The sequence below is a fragment of the Bacillus sp. GW823-FHT06A10 genome, assembly GCF_058795375.1.
The window spans coordinates 1,973,532-1,988,391 of sequence record NZ_JBXAHT010000001.1 but is presented as its reverse complement, the minus strand read 5'-3'; the positions used below and the strand labels follow the sequence as shown (position 1 = coordinate 1,988,391).

General features: G+C 33.1%; 17 protein-coding genes and 2 pseudogenes. 15 read left to right on the top strand and 4 right to left on the bottom strand.

From position 1 onward, the window contains the following. Window positions 1-10 precede the first annotated feature (10 nt). Together AC1Q8M_RS10045 and AC1Q8M_RS10040 are read left to right on the top strand one after the other, a co-directional pair. A complete protein-coding gene (locus AC1Q8M_RS10045) occupies window positions 11-268 on the top strand; it encodes a DUF3977 family protein (RefSeq protein WP_000873825.1) in 258 nt (85 codons plus the stop codon). 718 nt (window positions 269-986) lie between these two features. After that, a complete protein-coding gene (locus AC1Q8M_RS10040) occupies window positions 987-2,084 on the top strand; it encodes an L-dopachrome tautomerase-related protein (protein ID WP_033657518.1) in 1,098 nt (365 codons plus the stop codon). Window positions 2,085-2,512: 428 nt separating this feature from the next. Here AC1Q8M_RS10040 and AC1Q8M_RS10035 read toward each other — a convergent pair. Next, window positions 2,513-3,242: pseudogene (locus AC1Q8M_RS10035) on the bottom strand (arylamine N-acetyltransferase family protein). Between the two features lie 92 nt (window positions 3,243-3,334). Here AC1Q8M_RS10035 and AC1Q8M_RS10030 point away from each other — a divergent pair. Beyond that, complete coding sequence (locus AC1Q8M_RS10030) at window positions 3,335-3,772, top strand: NUDIX hydrolase (RefSeq protein ID WP_098855353.1); 438 nt, start codon at window positions 3,335-3,337, stop codon at window positions 3,770-3,772. A gap of 35 nt (window positions 3,773-3,807) precedes the next feature. On the opposite strand, the gene AC1Q8M_RS10025 is transcribed toward AC1Q8M_RS10030, so the two are convergent. Next, entirely contained in the window at window positions 3,808-4,419 is a 612-nt protein-coding gene (locus AC1Q8M_RS10025; RefSeq protein ID WP_000798544.1) for a TetR/AcrR family transcriptional regulator, read from the bottom strand. A 159-nt stretch (window positions 4,420-4,578) separates the two neighbouring features. Between AC1Q8M_RS10025 and kynU the strand changes: the two genes are divergently transcribed. The 5 genes from kynU (at window position 4,579) to AC1Q8M_RS10000 (ending at window position 9,046) form a co-directional block, all read left to right on the top strand. Continuing rightward, entirely contained in the window at window positions 4,579-5,865 is a 1,287-nt protein-coding gene (gene kynU / locus AC1Q8M_RS10020) for a kynureninase (RefSeq protein ID WP_000276261.1), read from the top strand. A 2-nt stretch (window positions 5,866-5,867) separates the two neighbouring features. After that, window positions 5,868-6,497, top strand: coding sequence for an arylformamidase (gene kynB, locus AC1Q8M_RS10015; protein ID WP_000858069.1), 630 nt, complete (start codon window positions 5,868-5,870; stop codon window positions 6,495-6,497). Between the two features lie 32 nt (window positions 6,498-6,529). Then, the gene (gene kynA / locus AC1Q8M_RS10010; protein ID WP_098400279.1) at window positions 6,530-7,369 is read left to right on the top strand and encodes a tryptophan 2,3-dioxygenase; all 840 of its coding nucleotides are present in this window, start codon (window positions 6,530-6,532) and stop codon (window positions 7,367-7,369) included. 119 nt (window positions 7,370-7,488) lie between these two features. Beyond that, the gene (locus AC1Q8M_RS10005; RefSeq protein ID WP_000346232.1) at window positions 7,489-8,406 is read left to right on the top strand and encodes a serine hydrolase domain-containing protein; all 918 of its coding nucleotides are present in this window, start codon (window positions 7,489-7,491) and stop codon (window positions 8,404-8,406) included. Between the two features lie 16 nt (window positions 8,407-8,422). Then, the gene (locus AC1Q8M_RS10000; protein WP_000650960.1) at window positions 8,423-9,046 is read left to right on the top strand and encodes a Pr6Pr family membrane protein; all 624 of its coding nucleotides are present in this window, start codon (window positions 8,423-8,425) and stop codon (window positions 9,044-9,046) included. A 48-nt stretch (window positions 9,047-9,094) separates the two neighbouring features. Here the strand turns inward: AC1Q8M_RS10000 and AC1Q8M_RS09995 are convergent, their stop codons facing one another. Beyond that, complete coding sequence (locus AC1Q8M_RS09995) at window positions 9,095-9,427, bottom strand: DUF3889 domain-containing protein (RefSeq protein WP_016512695.1); 333 nt, start codon at window positions 9,425-9,427, stop codon at window positions 9,095-9,097. 145 nt (window positions 9,428-9,572) lie between these two features. On the opposite strand from AC1Q8M_RS09995, the gene sleB reads away from it, so the two are divergent. From sleB to AC1Q8M_RS09960, 7 genes and pseudogenes are all read left to right on the top strand, one after another. Continuing rightward, a complete protein-coding gene (gene sleB / locus AC1Q8M_RS09990) occupies window positions 9,573-10,352 on the top strand; it encodes a spore cortex-lytic enzyme (RefSeq protein ID WP_001249053.1) in 780 nt (259 codons plus the stop codon). Between the two features lie 15 nt (window positions 10,353-10,367). Then, complete coding sequence (gene ypeB, locus AC1Q8M_RS09985; protein ID WP_016081334.1) at window positions 10,368-11,708, top strand: germination protein YpeB; 1,341 nt, start codon at window positions 10,368-10,370, stop codon at window positions 11,706-11,708. A gap of 26 nt (window positions 11,709-11,734) precedes the next feature. Next, complete coding sequence (locus AC1Q8M_RS09980; RefSeq protein ID WP_016512696.1) at window positions 11,735-12,331, top strand: YhcN/YlaJ family sporulation lipoprotein; 597 nt, start codon at window positions 11,735-11,737, stop codon at window positions 12,329-12,331. A 106-nt stretch (window positions 12,332-12,437) separates the two neighbouring features. Beyond that, window positions 12,438-12,794 carry a hypothetical protein gene (locus AC1Q8M_RS09975; RefSeq protein WP_016512697.1) on the top strand — a complete coding sequence of 119 codons (357 nt, stop codon included), beginning with the start codon at window positions 12,438-12,440 and terminating at the stop codon, window positions 12,792-12,794. Between the two features lie 11 nt (window positions 12,795-12,805). After that, complete coding sequence (locus AC1Q8M_RS09970; RefSeq protein WP_141549486.1) at window positions 12,806-13,318, top strand: GNAT family N-acetyltransferase; 513 nt, start codon at window positions 12,806-12,808, stop codon at window positions 13,316-13,318. A 104-nt stretch (window positions 13,319-13,422) separates the two neighbouring features. Further along, window positions 13,423-13,494 (top strand): annotated as a pseudogene (locus AC1Q8M_RS09965) (hypothetical protein); the annotation flags it as partial. Window positions 13,495-13,718: 224 nt separating this feature from the next. Then, complete coding sequence (locus tag AC1Q8M_RS09960) at window positions 13,719-14,255, top strand: DUF1697 domain-containing protein (protein WP_000177384.1); 537 nt, start codon at window positions 13,719-13,721, stop codon at window positions 14,253-14,255. Between the two features lie 44 nt (window positions 14,256-14,299). Here AC1Q8M_RS09960 and AC1Q8M_RS09955 read toward each other — a convergent pair whose 3' ends face one another. Next, a complete protein-coding gene (locus AC1Q8M_RS09955; RefSeq protein WP_001093142.1) occupies window positions 14,300-14,704 on the bottom strand; it encodes a hypothetical protein in 405 nt (134 codons plus the stop codon). Between the last annotated feature and the right edge of the window lie 156 nt (window positions 14,705-14,860).

The window sequence follows — 14,860 nt, the reverse complement described above, 5'->3', positions numbered from 1 at the left end:
GGGGACTTATGTGAAGTATATTGAAATTGGCTTCGGAAATAGGTGGTTCGTTCGAACAGAAACTGAAAATAAAGATGGAACTGAATTTGAGGAACGAGGAATTATAAAACCTATTTATTTTGAGTCTTTATATGTACGAATTTGGTTTCGGAAAACGTGTTTTATTTTTGATACGAAAGAAGGGTTTAAAAAAACTAAGAAGAGGAGGATTGAATATAAATTTATAGTTGGAATTGTAAGTAGAATAAATAAAGAAAAAGTGTGCTGATATACGTTATTATATTGACCAGGAAATTCTTTGGACTTATATTAAATTCATAAAAAGCAATTTTACTAAATATAAATTGTTAATAAAACCACTAAAAATTATTATCAAGACCTAAAAGCTAAAAATCCTAAAAAAATAAAGGTGAGCGCATATTAGTCATGTATAATATGTACTCACCTTTATTTTCTTGTTCAAAGCACCCGTTAGTCACTCATGGAACATGGAATAAAGTGTGGTATTGATTTGAAATAAAGTTTGATAATTTATAAAAAAGATTGATAAAACCCTGTATTAATATAAGATTTTTCTTTTGCCCCTTAAATTTCAGTTGTATTGTTCAATTAAAGGGCCAGAGTGTTGAGGAAACAGGAATAATAAGAATACTCAAAATATTGTTTGTGAAGTGTTACACTTAAACTAACGGGCAGTTTAGCTTAAGTACATTTTTTCACAAATTTAAATGGGGAAATTTCCCCATTTTTATACCAGCTTAACGTTGATTCGGGAATGTTGAACTTCGCTACCTGCTAATTGAATTCTACTTCATCTGGAGACCTTTAAATTAAAATGTTTCCTTTCTTCTGACAGACTTATTAAATTTCGAAAACAATCAATTCAATCATCTTTTCGTATAGAAAAACTTATTAAGAAACATGCACTAGAAAAAATATAAATCATATATAGGAGATATCCCGTTTGAATGCTTGAGGAGGATATTATGAAACCTATGTTACCTAGTGAAAAATATTTCGGTAATTTAGAACTAGTTTATGCATTTTATGGGGCTATGCCTACAGGTGTTACTGTTTCAGAAACCGGTCGTATTTTCATTTGCTTTCCGAAATGGGGAGACGATGTTAAATTTACGGTGGCGGAAATTTTTGAGGATAAATTGCAGCCTTATCCTAATTTACAAACCAATTTGGTTAACCCCGAGAATATCCCAATGACTTTCATCAGTGTCCAAAGTGTAGTTGCTGATGGAAGGGGAACGCTTTGGATATTAGATACAGCGGCACCCAATTTTTCTGAACCTATTAAAGGGGGGGCAAAATTAGTCGCTGTTGATTTAGAAACCAATACAATAAGAAAAGTATATACCTTTACAGAAGATGTTGTCCTGCCTACAACTTATCTGAATGATGTCCGTTTTGATTTTCGTGTTGGAAAAGCAGGTTATGCCTATATAACGGATTCTTCTTCAAGAGGACCAGGAGCTATTATCGTCGTAGATTTATCAAATGGAAACGCGTTTAGACGGTTAAATGGAGCAAATTCAACTTCACCCGATCCCTATTTTTTACCGAAAGTAGAAGGTCAAATTTTAATGAATCGAAACAAAGACGGTTCAACTTCTCCATTTAGGTTGGCGTCTGATAGTCTTGCGATTTCTCCCGATGGAAAGATATTATTTTTTGCTCCACTAACCAGTCGGCATTTGTTCTCGATCTCAACAGAAGCCTTGAGAGACAGAACGATACCGGACATGAATTTACCTTATCATGTGGAGTATTGGGGAGAAAAAGGTGCGTCTGATGGAATGATCACCGATGCAAAGGGAGCTGTTTATGCTGGAGATTATGAAAACAACAGTATCCGTAAGATATTGCCAAATGGCATAATGGAAGCTATCGCACATGATCCGAGAATTTTGTGGCCGGATACTTTTTCAATTGGTCCGGATCAATATTTGTATGTCATTGTGAACCAATTACATCGACAGCCTAGATTTCATTATGGAAAAGACTTACGACAGAAACCTTATAGTTTACTTCGTATCAAAATTGATGAATTTCCTGCTCCGACCTTTTCATAATAAAAATAGTCAATTAATTGTTTTCATTGATAGAAAATGATCAAACTTTTTTATAAAACCAAAACATAAACCTGCTGGATAAGAATCCATTTTGATCAATCTTTTTCAAAATGGATTCTTTTTATTTACCATAGAATACGGGTTAACACGATATTTTTAATCAAACTTTATTTTAAAATTACGAAGGAACTCATGAATGTTTTAAAAAATATGGTGAAGTAGTAATACCCCAACTTATGAGTGAAATTAATGAAAAGTTAAAATGGGATGTTGTTAGTTATGTAGATCATAAGGAGTATGCTTTATGGCCACTACTAAAATATTTTAAAAAGATAATTACCTCAGCCTAAAGATATTAAAGAACTTGTTTGTAATATTCTATTTGAAGATTTTTCATTGAAAATCTCAATAGCTCTTTCACATATTTCTTAATTAATACAAAATCTTTCTGTTATCCAATAATTAAGTTCAGAAAATGTAAGGCTTTGTTCTATTTTCTTACCTTGGGAATATTGTTTTAAAACATTATTATTAATAGAAGTCGGAATGCCATCGATATAACCGAAAATCTGAATTTTCTTTAATACAGGAGATATACGCCAATCATTAGACTTTGTAATGAGTTCTTTCATACTTGATAAATGTATTGGATCTGTATGTAAGATTTTTGCTGGACCTGGATTTCTAGCAATTTTAATCCTATTATTTGAGACTTCACAAGTGAAAGTTTCTCTTACATTACTTACTTGAAATGCTTCATAAAGTGGATAAGCTTGGAATAAAGGCGCACAGTAACCAACATCGACATAATAAGGTTGCTCTAAATTAACTCGTAAACATAAATGTCCAGGATCCATATACATACATATAATGAACATCAAAATCAAGATTGGATAGTAACCAATGGAATCCAATTGAGTGTGTCCAACAAGTACCGCCCAAACCTTTTGTTGTAATACGGTTTATGTATGTCTCAATGTAAGGAAAATAATCCTCTGTTTCATTACTTTTTTCCCAGTCAATTATTTTAGTAAGAGTTTCCCACTTTACCTTTTCTTGATGAGCTTTAATAAGCTCATTTAAAAACTTTAAGCTAGTAGGTTGTTTTGTAGCACCTAAAAACGATAGAAACTTGTTTACAAGTTTTTCTTGTGACATGTTCTTATCCTTTCTATATAGTAGTTTGTATTAAGAATATTATACAATTAATATCAGAAAATACAGTTATTAATAGGTTAGGAGAGAATTGTATGTCAATGTCGCTATATTATAAAAAAATTCGTGAGCAATTAGGCCATGAACTAATTCTAATACCGAGTGTAGCTGCTGTTATTAAAAATGAGCAAGGGAAAATCTTATTTCAATATCCTGGTGGAGAATACTGGAGTTTGCCAGCTGGAGCAATTGAGCCTGGAGAAACTCCAGAAGAAGCGGTAGTTCGTGAAGTGTGGGAAGAAACGGGTTTGAAAGTGCAAGTAAAAAAACAAAAAGGGGTATTTGGAGGGGAAAGGTTCCGTCATATATATCCGAATGGCAATCAAGTAGAATATATTGTTGTTGTGTTTGAATGTGAAATTACTAGTGGAAAACTGAAATCGATAGATGGTGAATCTTTAAAACTACAATATTTCTCATTTTCTCAAAAGCCTACTTTAGCACTACCATACCCAGATAATATATTTTTATAGATGTAAAATAGCACACCGTATTTATTGCAGGTGTGCTATTTATATAACCCCGTCGTATACATCTCCGTCAATGTATGTACTATCTCTTCTAACTCAAATTTTTTATCATTTTTCACAATTGCCCAAAGAAACATCTCATTCATTGCGAACCAAGCACGTGCTACAATTTCTTTATTTAATTCAGGCTGTGCTAATCCACTTTCTTGAGAGTATGTAATATCCTGCGTAATATTGTTTATGAAGCGTTCCCGTATCTCGTCCCATTTTTGACGTATCTCTTTTGATAATCCGATTGCTTCTTCTACAACTTGTAAAATAGCTCGTTCTTTCTTTGCTAGTTGTAGAAATGCTCTAACTTGATTTTGAATCATTTTATGTGCTTCTTCCTTCGTTTGAGGCAAAAAGGAGCGCTTGGCAATATCATAAAATTGATTCATAACATCTTCCATTAAAACGGTGAGGAGATCATCTTTGTTTTTAAAGTATACATATGCTGTTCCGTAACCAGTTTCTGCATGTTTAATAATTTGTGTAATTGTCGTTTTTTGAAATCCGTTATTTATAAAAATAGTGTAACCAGAGTGTAATAGTTTTTTCTTCGTTTCTAAGGAGCGGTGTTTTCTTGATGAAAGGGTACTGTTTTTCAAAGAATCACCTCTTTATACTGAAATATCTGAAAATATAACTGTATTGTAAAAGAAATTCATATATAAAGTCAACTGACATAATATCATTGACGTCGTATCAATTGAGGTGATATATTTCAATTAGTTAGAATAAAAAGAAAATTAAGAGAAGGTGACACCATGTATAAAGAACCATTTCAACCGAATTATGAATATGCGCTTGAATGTGATAAACATGATGAACTGAAAGATTTTCAAACTGAATTCTATAAAAAAGAAGGAACGATATATTTAGATGGAAACTCATTAGGACTACTTTCAAAAAGAGCAGAGAAATCATTACTTACGTTGCTAGATTCGTGGAAAGAGTATGGCATTGACGGCTGGACAGAAGGTGAGCACCCGTGGTTTTTCCTTTCAGAGAAATTAGGTAAACTTACAGCCCCTCTTATTGGTGCTTTACCGGAAGAAACTATTGTAACCGGTTCTACAACTACAAATATACACCAAGTTATTGCGACGTTTTACGAACCAAAAGGAATACGTACAAAAATACTTGCGGATGAATTAACTTTCCCATCAGATATTTATGCACTTCAAAGTCAAATTCGTTTAAAAGGATTAGATCCAGAGGAGCATTTAGTAAGAGTGAAAAGCCGAGATGGTAGAACACTTTCTGAAGAAGATATTATTTATGCGATGGAAGATGATATCGCTTTAATTTTATTACCTTCTGTTTTATATAGAAGTGGTCAAATTCTGGATATGAAACGTTTAACAACGGAAGCTCATAAACGCGGCATTCACATTGGATTTGATTTATGCCATTCAATAGGATCTATTCCGCATCATTTCAAAGATTGGGATGTCGATTTTGCTGTTTGGTGCAATTATAAATATTTAAATGCAGGACCGGGTGGCGTTGCAGGAATTTATGTAAATAATAAACATTTTAATAGACTACCAGGGTTGTCTGGATGGTTTAGTTCTAGAAAAGATAAGCAGTTTGATATGGAGCATACATTAACAGCCGCTGATCATGCAGGTGCTTATCAAATTGGTACACCTCACGTTTTAAGTACAGCACCATTAATTGGTTCACTTGAAATTTTCAAAGATGCTGGTATTGAGCGTTTACGTGAGAAATCTTTACATATTACGAGGTACATGCTGAATTTAATTGAACATGAATTAAAAGATTTCGAATTTACAATTGGAAATCCATTAGAGGATGAAAAACGAGGCGGGCACATTTATTTAGAGCATGCAGAAGCAGCACGTATATGTAAAGCACTAAAAGCAAATGGAGTAATTCCAGATTTTAGAGCGCCAAATGGGGTGAGACTTGCGCCGGTCGCTTTATATAACACATACGAAGAAGTGTGGAAATCTGTACAAATATTAAAGAAAATTATGAAAAATGAAGAGTATAAGCAGTTTGAAAATAAGCGAGAGGTTGTGGCATAAATATGAAAACATCAGAGTGGATTGATATTTCACAACCGCTAAATAATAATATTGCAACGTGGCCAGGAGACACACCGTTCTCGTATGAAGTTTCATGGTCAAAAGAAGAAAGTGGCTCGGTAAATGTCGGAAAGTTAACGATGAGTATTCATACAGGCACTCATATTGATGCACCATTTCATTTTGATAATGATGGAAAGAAAGTATTAGATTTAGATGTTCAAGTTTATGTTGGTCCAGCACGGATTATTGACGTTTCTAATTTTGAAAGCATTGGGAAAAAGGAATTAGAAAGCTTTCATTTAGAAGGTGTAGAACGATTATTATTACGTACATCTTCACATGGAAAAGCTGAAGAATTTCCAGATGTGATCCCTCATTTACGTGCAGACATAGCACCTTTTCTTTCAGAGAAAGGTATTCGTTTAATCGGAGTAGATGTACCATCAGTTGATCCGCTAGATGATAAAGAATTAGCAGCGCATCATCAATTATTTAAACATGGAATTCATATTTTAGAAAATGTCGTACTAGATCATGTAGCAGACGGTGATTATGAACTTATTGCATTACCACTTGCATTAACTGATGCAGATGGAAGTCCAGTTCGAGCCGTTATTAGACCAATATAAGTAGAATCATATAAAAGGGGCGTTTGGCTAATATGAAAGAAAATGAAAAAGTAATTATGGAAAAAGGGATTCATACGGATTTTAAAGAGAATATGACGTATGGGGAGTATTTACAATTAGATAGTTTACTATCTTCTCAAAAAAGATTATCGGACCATCATGATGAAATGTTATTTATCGTTATTCACCAAGCAAGTGAGCTTTGGATGAAGCTCATTTTACATGAGCTAAATGCGGCGATTGAATCTATTAAACAAGATAAATTACAACCAGCTTTTAAAATGTTAGCACGTGTATCAAAAATTCAGTCTCAAATTATTCAATCTTGGGATATTCTTGCGACATTAACACCATCAGAATATATTGAGTTTCGTGATTCACTCGGTCAAGCTTCAGGTTTTCAATCGTATCAATATCGTATGATTGAGTATGCACTTGGCTATAAAACGCCACACGCATTAAAAATTTATGAAAAGGATCCAGAATTACATGCACGACTTCATAAAGCGCTACATGCACCAAGTCTATATGATGTCGCGATTCAAACATTAGTAAAAGAAGGATTCCCTATTCATAAAGATGTGTTAAACCGTGATATTACGCAACCTTATGAAGAAGATGCAACAGTAGAAGCAGCGTGGTTAGAAGTATATGCGGATGTGAAAAAATATTGGAATTTATATCAGCTTGCTGAAAAATTGATTGATATTGAAGACTGGCTACAACAATGGCGTTTTCGTCATATGAAAACAGTAGAACGAATTATTGGACATAAAATGGGAACAGGTGGATCCTCCGGTGTTTCTTATTTAAAACGAGTACTTGATCAACAATTCTTCCCAGAGCTGTGGAATGTTCGTACGAAATTATAAAAATAAACCTGTCAGTTCATTATGACTGACAGGTTTATTTTTATTTGAGCACAATTATGTTTAAAATGAAGGAACAAGATATAATAAATGGAGTAACTATTTAAATGGAGGTAAAGTTTTTGGATTTCAAGCAACTAGAAAATAAATTCGAAAAGAAAAAAGTGAATACATTTCTTGTTTATCAAAAAGGGGAATTAACAACTGAGTACTATAAAACACCTGAATGTGCAAATAAATTATATAAAATAAATTCGATTACAAAAAGTATTGTATCTTTATTAATTGGTATTGCTCTTGATAAGAGCTATATAAATGATATACATACACCGATTACAGAGTGGATTGAAAATGTACCTGGGGAAAAACATGATTTGACGCTTTATCACTTATTAACAATGACTACTGGTGAGGATTGGAAAGAGTTTGGAAATGGAGTAGTATTCCCAAATGACTTTGTAGAATCAGAGAACTGGGTACAGTACATATTAGAAAAGCCAATAATTGAAGAACCTGCTACAAAAATGAATTATAATTCAGGTTCTTCTCATTTACTGAGCTATATTATTCAAGAAGCTACTGGAATGTCGACAGAGCGGTTTGCAAAGAAATATTTATTTGATCCATTAGAAATTAACGAATACGAGTGGCAACAAGATCCGCAAGGTATATATGTCGGCGGCTTCGGTATGAAAATGAAATCTACCGATTTATTAAAATTAGGAAAGTTATGTTTGCAAAATGGATATTGGAATGAAAAAGAAATTGTATCAGCGAAATGGTTAGAAGAGTCAAGTAGGGCTCTATTTGAAACATATGAACATGTCGGTGCATATGGATATCACTGGTGGGTATTAGATAACGGAAGATTTCACATACCGTATTGTATATATTTTGCTATGGGATACGGCGGACAATACATCGTTATCATTCCTCAGTTAGAAATAGTAGCTATTATAAGTAGTCATATGCCAAAACGTGGGCTTGTTCCATTAAAACTATTTATTGAGCATGTACAGGGAAATTCTAATTATATATAAGAAAAGGAGGGAATGTATGAAGGATGAAAAAATTTTATCTTTATTTAGATTATGTTTAAGTCTTCTAGTGTGTAGCGCCATTATTACGCAATTCATAATTAGGGCACAAGTGAAGCCGTTTAATCCAGTTAACTTTTTTAGTTTCTTCACTATTGAAAGTAACATTTTAGTTGCATGTATTCTCCTTTTAAGCAGTATCGGAACAGCTACATTTGGTCGCTCAGAACAGTTTAGTATACTTCGTGGTGCGGCAACGGTATACATACTTACGACAGGACTCGTTTATTTTTTGTTACTAAGAGGGTTAGAAGAGTCACTTCAAACGGCAATACCATGGGTAAATACTGTGCTACATTATATCATGCCGATTGCAATGCTTTTAGATTGGATTTTAAATCCACCTATTAAGAAAATCACTTGGAAACAAGCTGCAAGTTGGCTCTTATTCCCGTGTTTTTACGTTGTATATAGCTTAATACGTGGTCCAATCGTGAATTGGTATCCATATCCGTTTTTAGATCCGAGAATAGGTGGATATGGTAAAGTACTTTTATATAGTATAGGGATAGCTGTAGTAATTGGCGCTATTTGTATATTGGTAAGATTTTTAGGGAATCGAAACTTTAGGAAAGAATTTTAGAAATGCAAGGAACCCCACTGTTTCCATTTTTAACAGTGGGGTTTCACTTTATCTACTCGTCTTCTGAAACGACAACTTTATAAATTTCTCCGTCTTCGTTTCAAATTCTACATCAACAAAAACACCATATTCTTTTCCATCTTCACGTAACCACAATTTAAATTTTTCAACAGTTATTTGAACTGTTTTTGGTTTTCTACCTATATGAAGATAGTCAATAATTTCTGCTTTTGGGTATTGTTCTTTCGTCTTTTCTACGGCAAGTTTACCCCATTTGGCATACGGCGGCTGCGCATGAACAATTGATGAGTCTGTATATATATTTGAACATGTTGTTAGGAACAGAATGACGAGTGCGACACGTTTTAACGATTTCTTCATGATGAACTCCTTTCATCCTTTTTTTATATTGTTTACATATTTTTTCAACGATATTAGTTTGGATTTTTTTGTCTTCTTTACATAAAAGCGAGGCTTTTACAAAACATAACCAAGAAATCATTTCCGTAATTAAGGAGGGAAAATTATGCGCCAAAAAGCTATTTTTAAAATAGCAGTTTTACTTGCGTTCATAGGACTGTCTTTAATGGTCAGTAGTATACAACTAAAGAATGTAGAAGCTTTTTCTAATCAAGTTATTCAAAGAGGAGCATCTGGCGAAGATGTCATTGAACTGCAATCTCGTTTGAAATATAACGGATTTTATACGGGAAAAGTGGATGGTGTTTTCGGATGGGGTACATACTGGGCACTTCGGAATTTTCAAGAGAAATTCGGATTACCCGTTGATGGTTTAGCTGGAGCTAAAACGAAGCAAATGCTCGTGAAGGCAACGAAGTATGACAAGTCAACTGCTAATAAAGGGACAACAACGAATAAAGGAAATAGCGGCGGAACTGCACAAGAGAATAAACCACCTCAAAATAAAGGGACAAATGTTCCGAACGGTTATTCTCAAAATGATATTCAGCTTATGGCAAACGCAGTATACGGCGAATCACGTGGTGAACCGTATTTAGGACAAGTTGCAGTAGCTGCCGTTATTTTGAATCGTGTTACAAGTGCGTCATTCCCAAATACTGTTTCAGGTGTAATCTTTGAGCCTAGAGCATTTACAGCAGTAGCCGATGGACAAATATATTTAACGCCAAATGAAACAGCAAAAAAAGCAGTTTTAGATGCGATTAACGGATGGGATCCAACAGGAAATGCTTTATATTATTTCAATCCAGATACTGCGACTAGTAAATGGATTTGGACTCGTCCACAAATTAAAAAAATCGGTAAACATATTTTCTGTAAATAGAGCGGAGGTGGGACAATGTTACGAGGTATTATCATTGTATTATTAACAGTCGGTGTAGTAGGAACAGGCTATTGGGGCTATAAAGAGCACCAAGAGAAAAATGCGGTTTTAATTCGAGCGGAAAATAGCTATCAACGTGCATTCCATGATTTAGCATACGAAGTCGATTTATTACACGATAAAATTGGCACAACACTTGCGATGAATTCACGATCATCTTTATCACCTGCATTAGCGGATGTATGGCGTTTAACATCTGAAGCTCGCTCAGATGTTGGACAACTTCCTTTAACATTAATGCCATTTAATAAAACGGAAGAATTTTTAGCGAATATCGGTGATTTCAGTTACCGTGCAGCCATTCGTGATTTAGAAAAAGAGCCGTTAAATGAGCAAGAATATAAAACGCTACAAACTTTATATTCAAATGCAGGAAATATACAAGATGAACTAAGAAAAGTACAACATCTTGTTTTGAAAAATAATTTACGCTGGATGGATGTAGAAATGGCACTTGCATCAAATCGTGATCCAGCAGATAACACAATTATTGATGGATTGAAAACTGTAGAGAAAAACGTAACATCATATTCTTCTACAAACTTCGGACCGACCTTTACAAGTGCGCAAAAAAATAAAAAAGGCGGATTTGAAGCGGAAGGAAAGGCAATTTCTAAAGATGAAGCGGCGAAAATTGCCAAATCGTTTTTAAATTTAAAAGGAAATGAAAAAGTAGATGTAGAGAAAAGTGGAAAAGGTGCGAAAGAATCCTTCTATAGTGTGAAAATTAAAGATGAAGCAACGAACAATGAGTTCTATATGGATATTACCGGAAAAGGCGGATATCCAATTTGGGTTATGAATAACCGCGAAATTAAAGAACAGAAAGTTAGTTTAAACGATGCAGGTAGTAAAGGTTTAAAATTTTTAAAGGACCATAAGTTTAATAATATGGAGCTTTATGATAGCTCTCAATATGATAATGTTGGTGTATTTACGTATGTAGTAAATGAAAATGGAGTACGAATTTATCCAGAAGCAATCCAAATGAAAATTGCTTTAGATGACGGTTCTATCGTAGGGTTCTCCGCAAAAGAATATTTAGCGTCACATCAAAAACGAACAGTTCCATCGGCAAAGCTAACTGCAGCAGAAGCAAGAAAGAAAATCAATCCGGATGTAAAAGTAATGGAAGAACGTAAAGCTGTAGTAGTTAATGATTTGCATAATGAAGTACTTTGCTATGAATTTGTAGGTACTTTAGGAAAAGATACGTACCAAATATTCATTAATGCTAATAGCGGGGCCGAGGAAAAGGTAAAGAAAATGCAAGCTGTTGAAAAAATTTATGATTAAACCTTAAAAGTGAAGTGGTGAAAATAATGAAAACTCTAATATATATATTAATGCTTTGCTTCGTTATAACTGGATGCAGTATTGGAACAAAAGAAAACCCAAACGAAAAGCCGAAACAAAAAAATGTTTCAATGAAAAATGTTAATTATACGAATAAATCAAATAAGCCAAATGAAAAAGCGGCAGATCATTTAGCATCTTTAGCAGCAAGTGTGCCAGGTGTGAATGATGCGACAGCGGTCGTTGTTGGAAAATATGCTATTGTAGGTATAGACGTAAAAGCAAAACTTGATCGAACTCGTGTTGAATCAATTAAATATTCTGTTGCAGAAAGTTTAAAAAATGACCCTGACGGTGCTAATGCAGTCGTTGTAGCAGATGTTGATACGTATGAACGCCTCAAACAAATCGGAAAGCAAATTAAAAAAGGAAAAACAGGTGAAGGTATACTAGATGAATTAGCGGCTATTGTGGGACGAGTAATGCCACAAGTTCCAAATGATATGATTGAAAATCGAGAAACGAATCCAATTAAAGATAATGATAAACAATTACCAAAAGATGAAGAACAAGAGTTAAGAAAAGAACAGGATGATCAATCAAATAATCATTTGAATAAATGAAATTAGCCTCGTACTTAATTGTGCGAGGTTTTTAACTATAATATTAAATATTCAGTTTATTTTTAAGGGAATATATGGTTTAATTATGATGGGAGGGACAACTGTTATGATGAAAAAAAGCGCATGTATATTGTTTAGTTTATGCTTAGGTTTCAGTATGACAGCGTGTGAAAAGAGAAAAGAAGTGAAAAATCAAACAGCAACTTCTTCTACTGTGATGGAAAGGCAACAGAAAGAATCTATCAATATAAATCATTTCTCGAACATAAATGAAGGAATGACTTATACAGAAGTGAAAGATTTAATTGGTTTTGAAGGGGATTTACTTATAGAAGAAGGGGTAGAACATTCTACACAAATTAAACAAATTTTTGCTTGGAAAGGAAACAATCCAAATTCATTTGTTGAAATTACCTTTTTAGATGGAAGAGTGCATTCAAAAGCACAGCAAGGTATAAGTTAATAAGCTAAAAAATGGGAGAGTTTAGCATGAACATACACACAGGGGAAATTCAATTAGTTCCGTATAAGGAGAAATATAAAGAAGTTATACAAACATTTACTTTACCAAGTGAACAAGTTCAGTTTACAGCAGATCCAAGCGCATTACTGGAAAAAGAAAAAAGTGATCGTACAAAAAATGTGATTGTTATTTTAGATTACAATGGCGTACCGGTGGGTCTTTTCGCATTGGAAACGGGAGATAGAGTAAAGGAGTTCACAGATAATGAGGGTGCTTTACTTTTAACGTCATTTTCTATTAATCACAATAGACAAAGAAAAGGATTCGCTAAAAAGTCATTGTTATTATTAGAAGAGTTTGTAAAACGCTATTTTCCAATAAAAAATGAAGTTGTACTTGCTGTGAATGAAAGAAATATTCCTGCACAAAATTTATATGCAAAAGTGGGCTTCGAGGATAAAGGTTTTAGAAGAATGGGACCAATTGGCCAACAAATAATAATGCATTTACCTATAATGAAATAATGAGATAGAAAACTTACTCTTGAATATTCACGTAGTAGGTTTTTTTATTTTAGTAATATATAATATATGTATATAAAATGAAACAGAAATGAAGGATATAAAAAATGAATCAAGATAGAAAATGGAATATCGTTGGGGGAAGAGTGATTAAAACTGGGATTGCAGTTTTTCTTACAGTGTTAGTTTGTGAATTTTTTAATATCTCAACTTGGAGTTATAAAAATGATTTAAAAGATTATAAACCAAATCATTATCATCACCATTTTTCAAGTGAGTCTATTATTTTATTTGAGGTATTATCTATTCATGATATGTTAGAAGAATTAAAACAAATATCCGAGAAATATGAGTGGGAAAATCGATTCAATTGATAAGTTTATTTTATTGTGAGGGGAATAATATGACACTTTATATTGCATTACTAAGAGGAATCAATGTCGGTGGACATAAAGTAATCAAAATGGCTGATTTAAAACGAGTGTTTGAATCAATAGGGTTAAAACAAGTGAAAACATATATACAAAGTGGTAATATCGTGTTCGAATCTGAGGAAGATATAAACTTTCTAAAGGACCGAATACAATCTGAAATAAAAAATGAATTTGATTTCGATGTTCCAGTCATGCTAAGAACATATGGTGAATTTATAAATATTATTAAACAATGTCCGTATGAAGTTCATTCATTGTTAGAAGGAGAAAGTGTTCATGTTGCTTTTTTAGCTAATGTACTTTCTGAAGAGGAAAGTAGTCAATTGCTTACATTTAAAAGTGAACTTGAAGATTGCTATATAGATGAGAAGGTTGCTTATTTGTTTTTCAAAAATAGCATTCGAAATTCTAAATTAATGAACCAGTTTCAGAAGTTACATACACCAGCTACAGTTAGGAATTGGCGTACTGTGAATAAATTAAAAGCAATTGTAGAGAGTATGTAAATATAAAAAGATGAGGTTTTCTACATGTAGAAAACCTCATCTTTTTACTTATATTGTTTTGCAACTATGAGTTCGACAATAGGATAAATAAAGAATGAAGAGCAAATTGCGATGAACAGAGGGAGGTTTTTAACGCCATCTAAATTAGCCTTCATAGAAAATCCTTCGGAGAAGATTAATAAAAGGAACATTACAACTACAAGCACAAAATACGCAATTTTAAAGCTTTTATATGTAATTTGCTGGCCCATTTCATCTTGACTTTCTTCTGATACACCGTGGGGATCTCCCCAAGTAATGTGATTAATTAAATTACTAAGTATTAACGAGATAGCAAAAATCGTACCACCCAAAATAGAACCTTCAGTGATGTATTTATATGTGCCATGTACTAGTATTGCAATTAATGCTAAAACAATGATTATAAAAATAGTTTTTTTAGTATTCAATAAATAATTTCCCCCCTCGATTGTAAAAAACTCTTTACAAATATAAGTATAAAATTGGAAAAGCATCATGTCAAATACTTTTTACATATAATATGTAAGTATGCAATATTTTGGTTTTATGATAAATAAAAAATTACAATACATTTGAATGTAAAA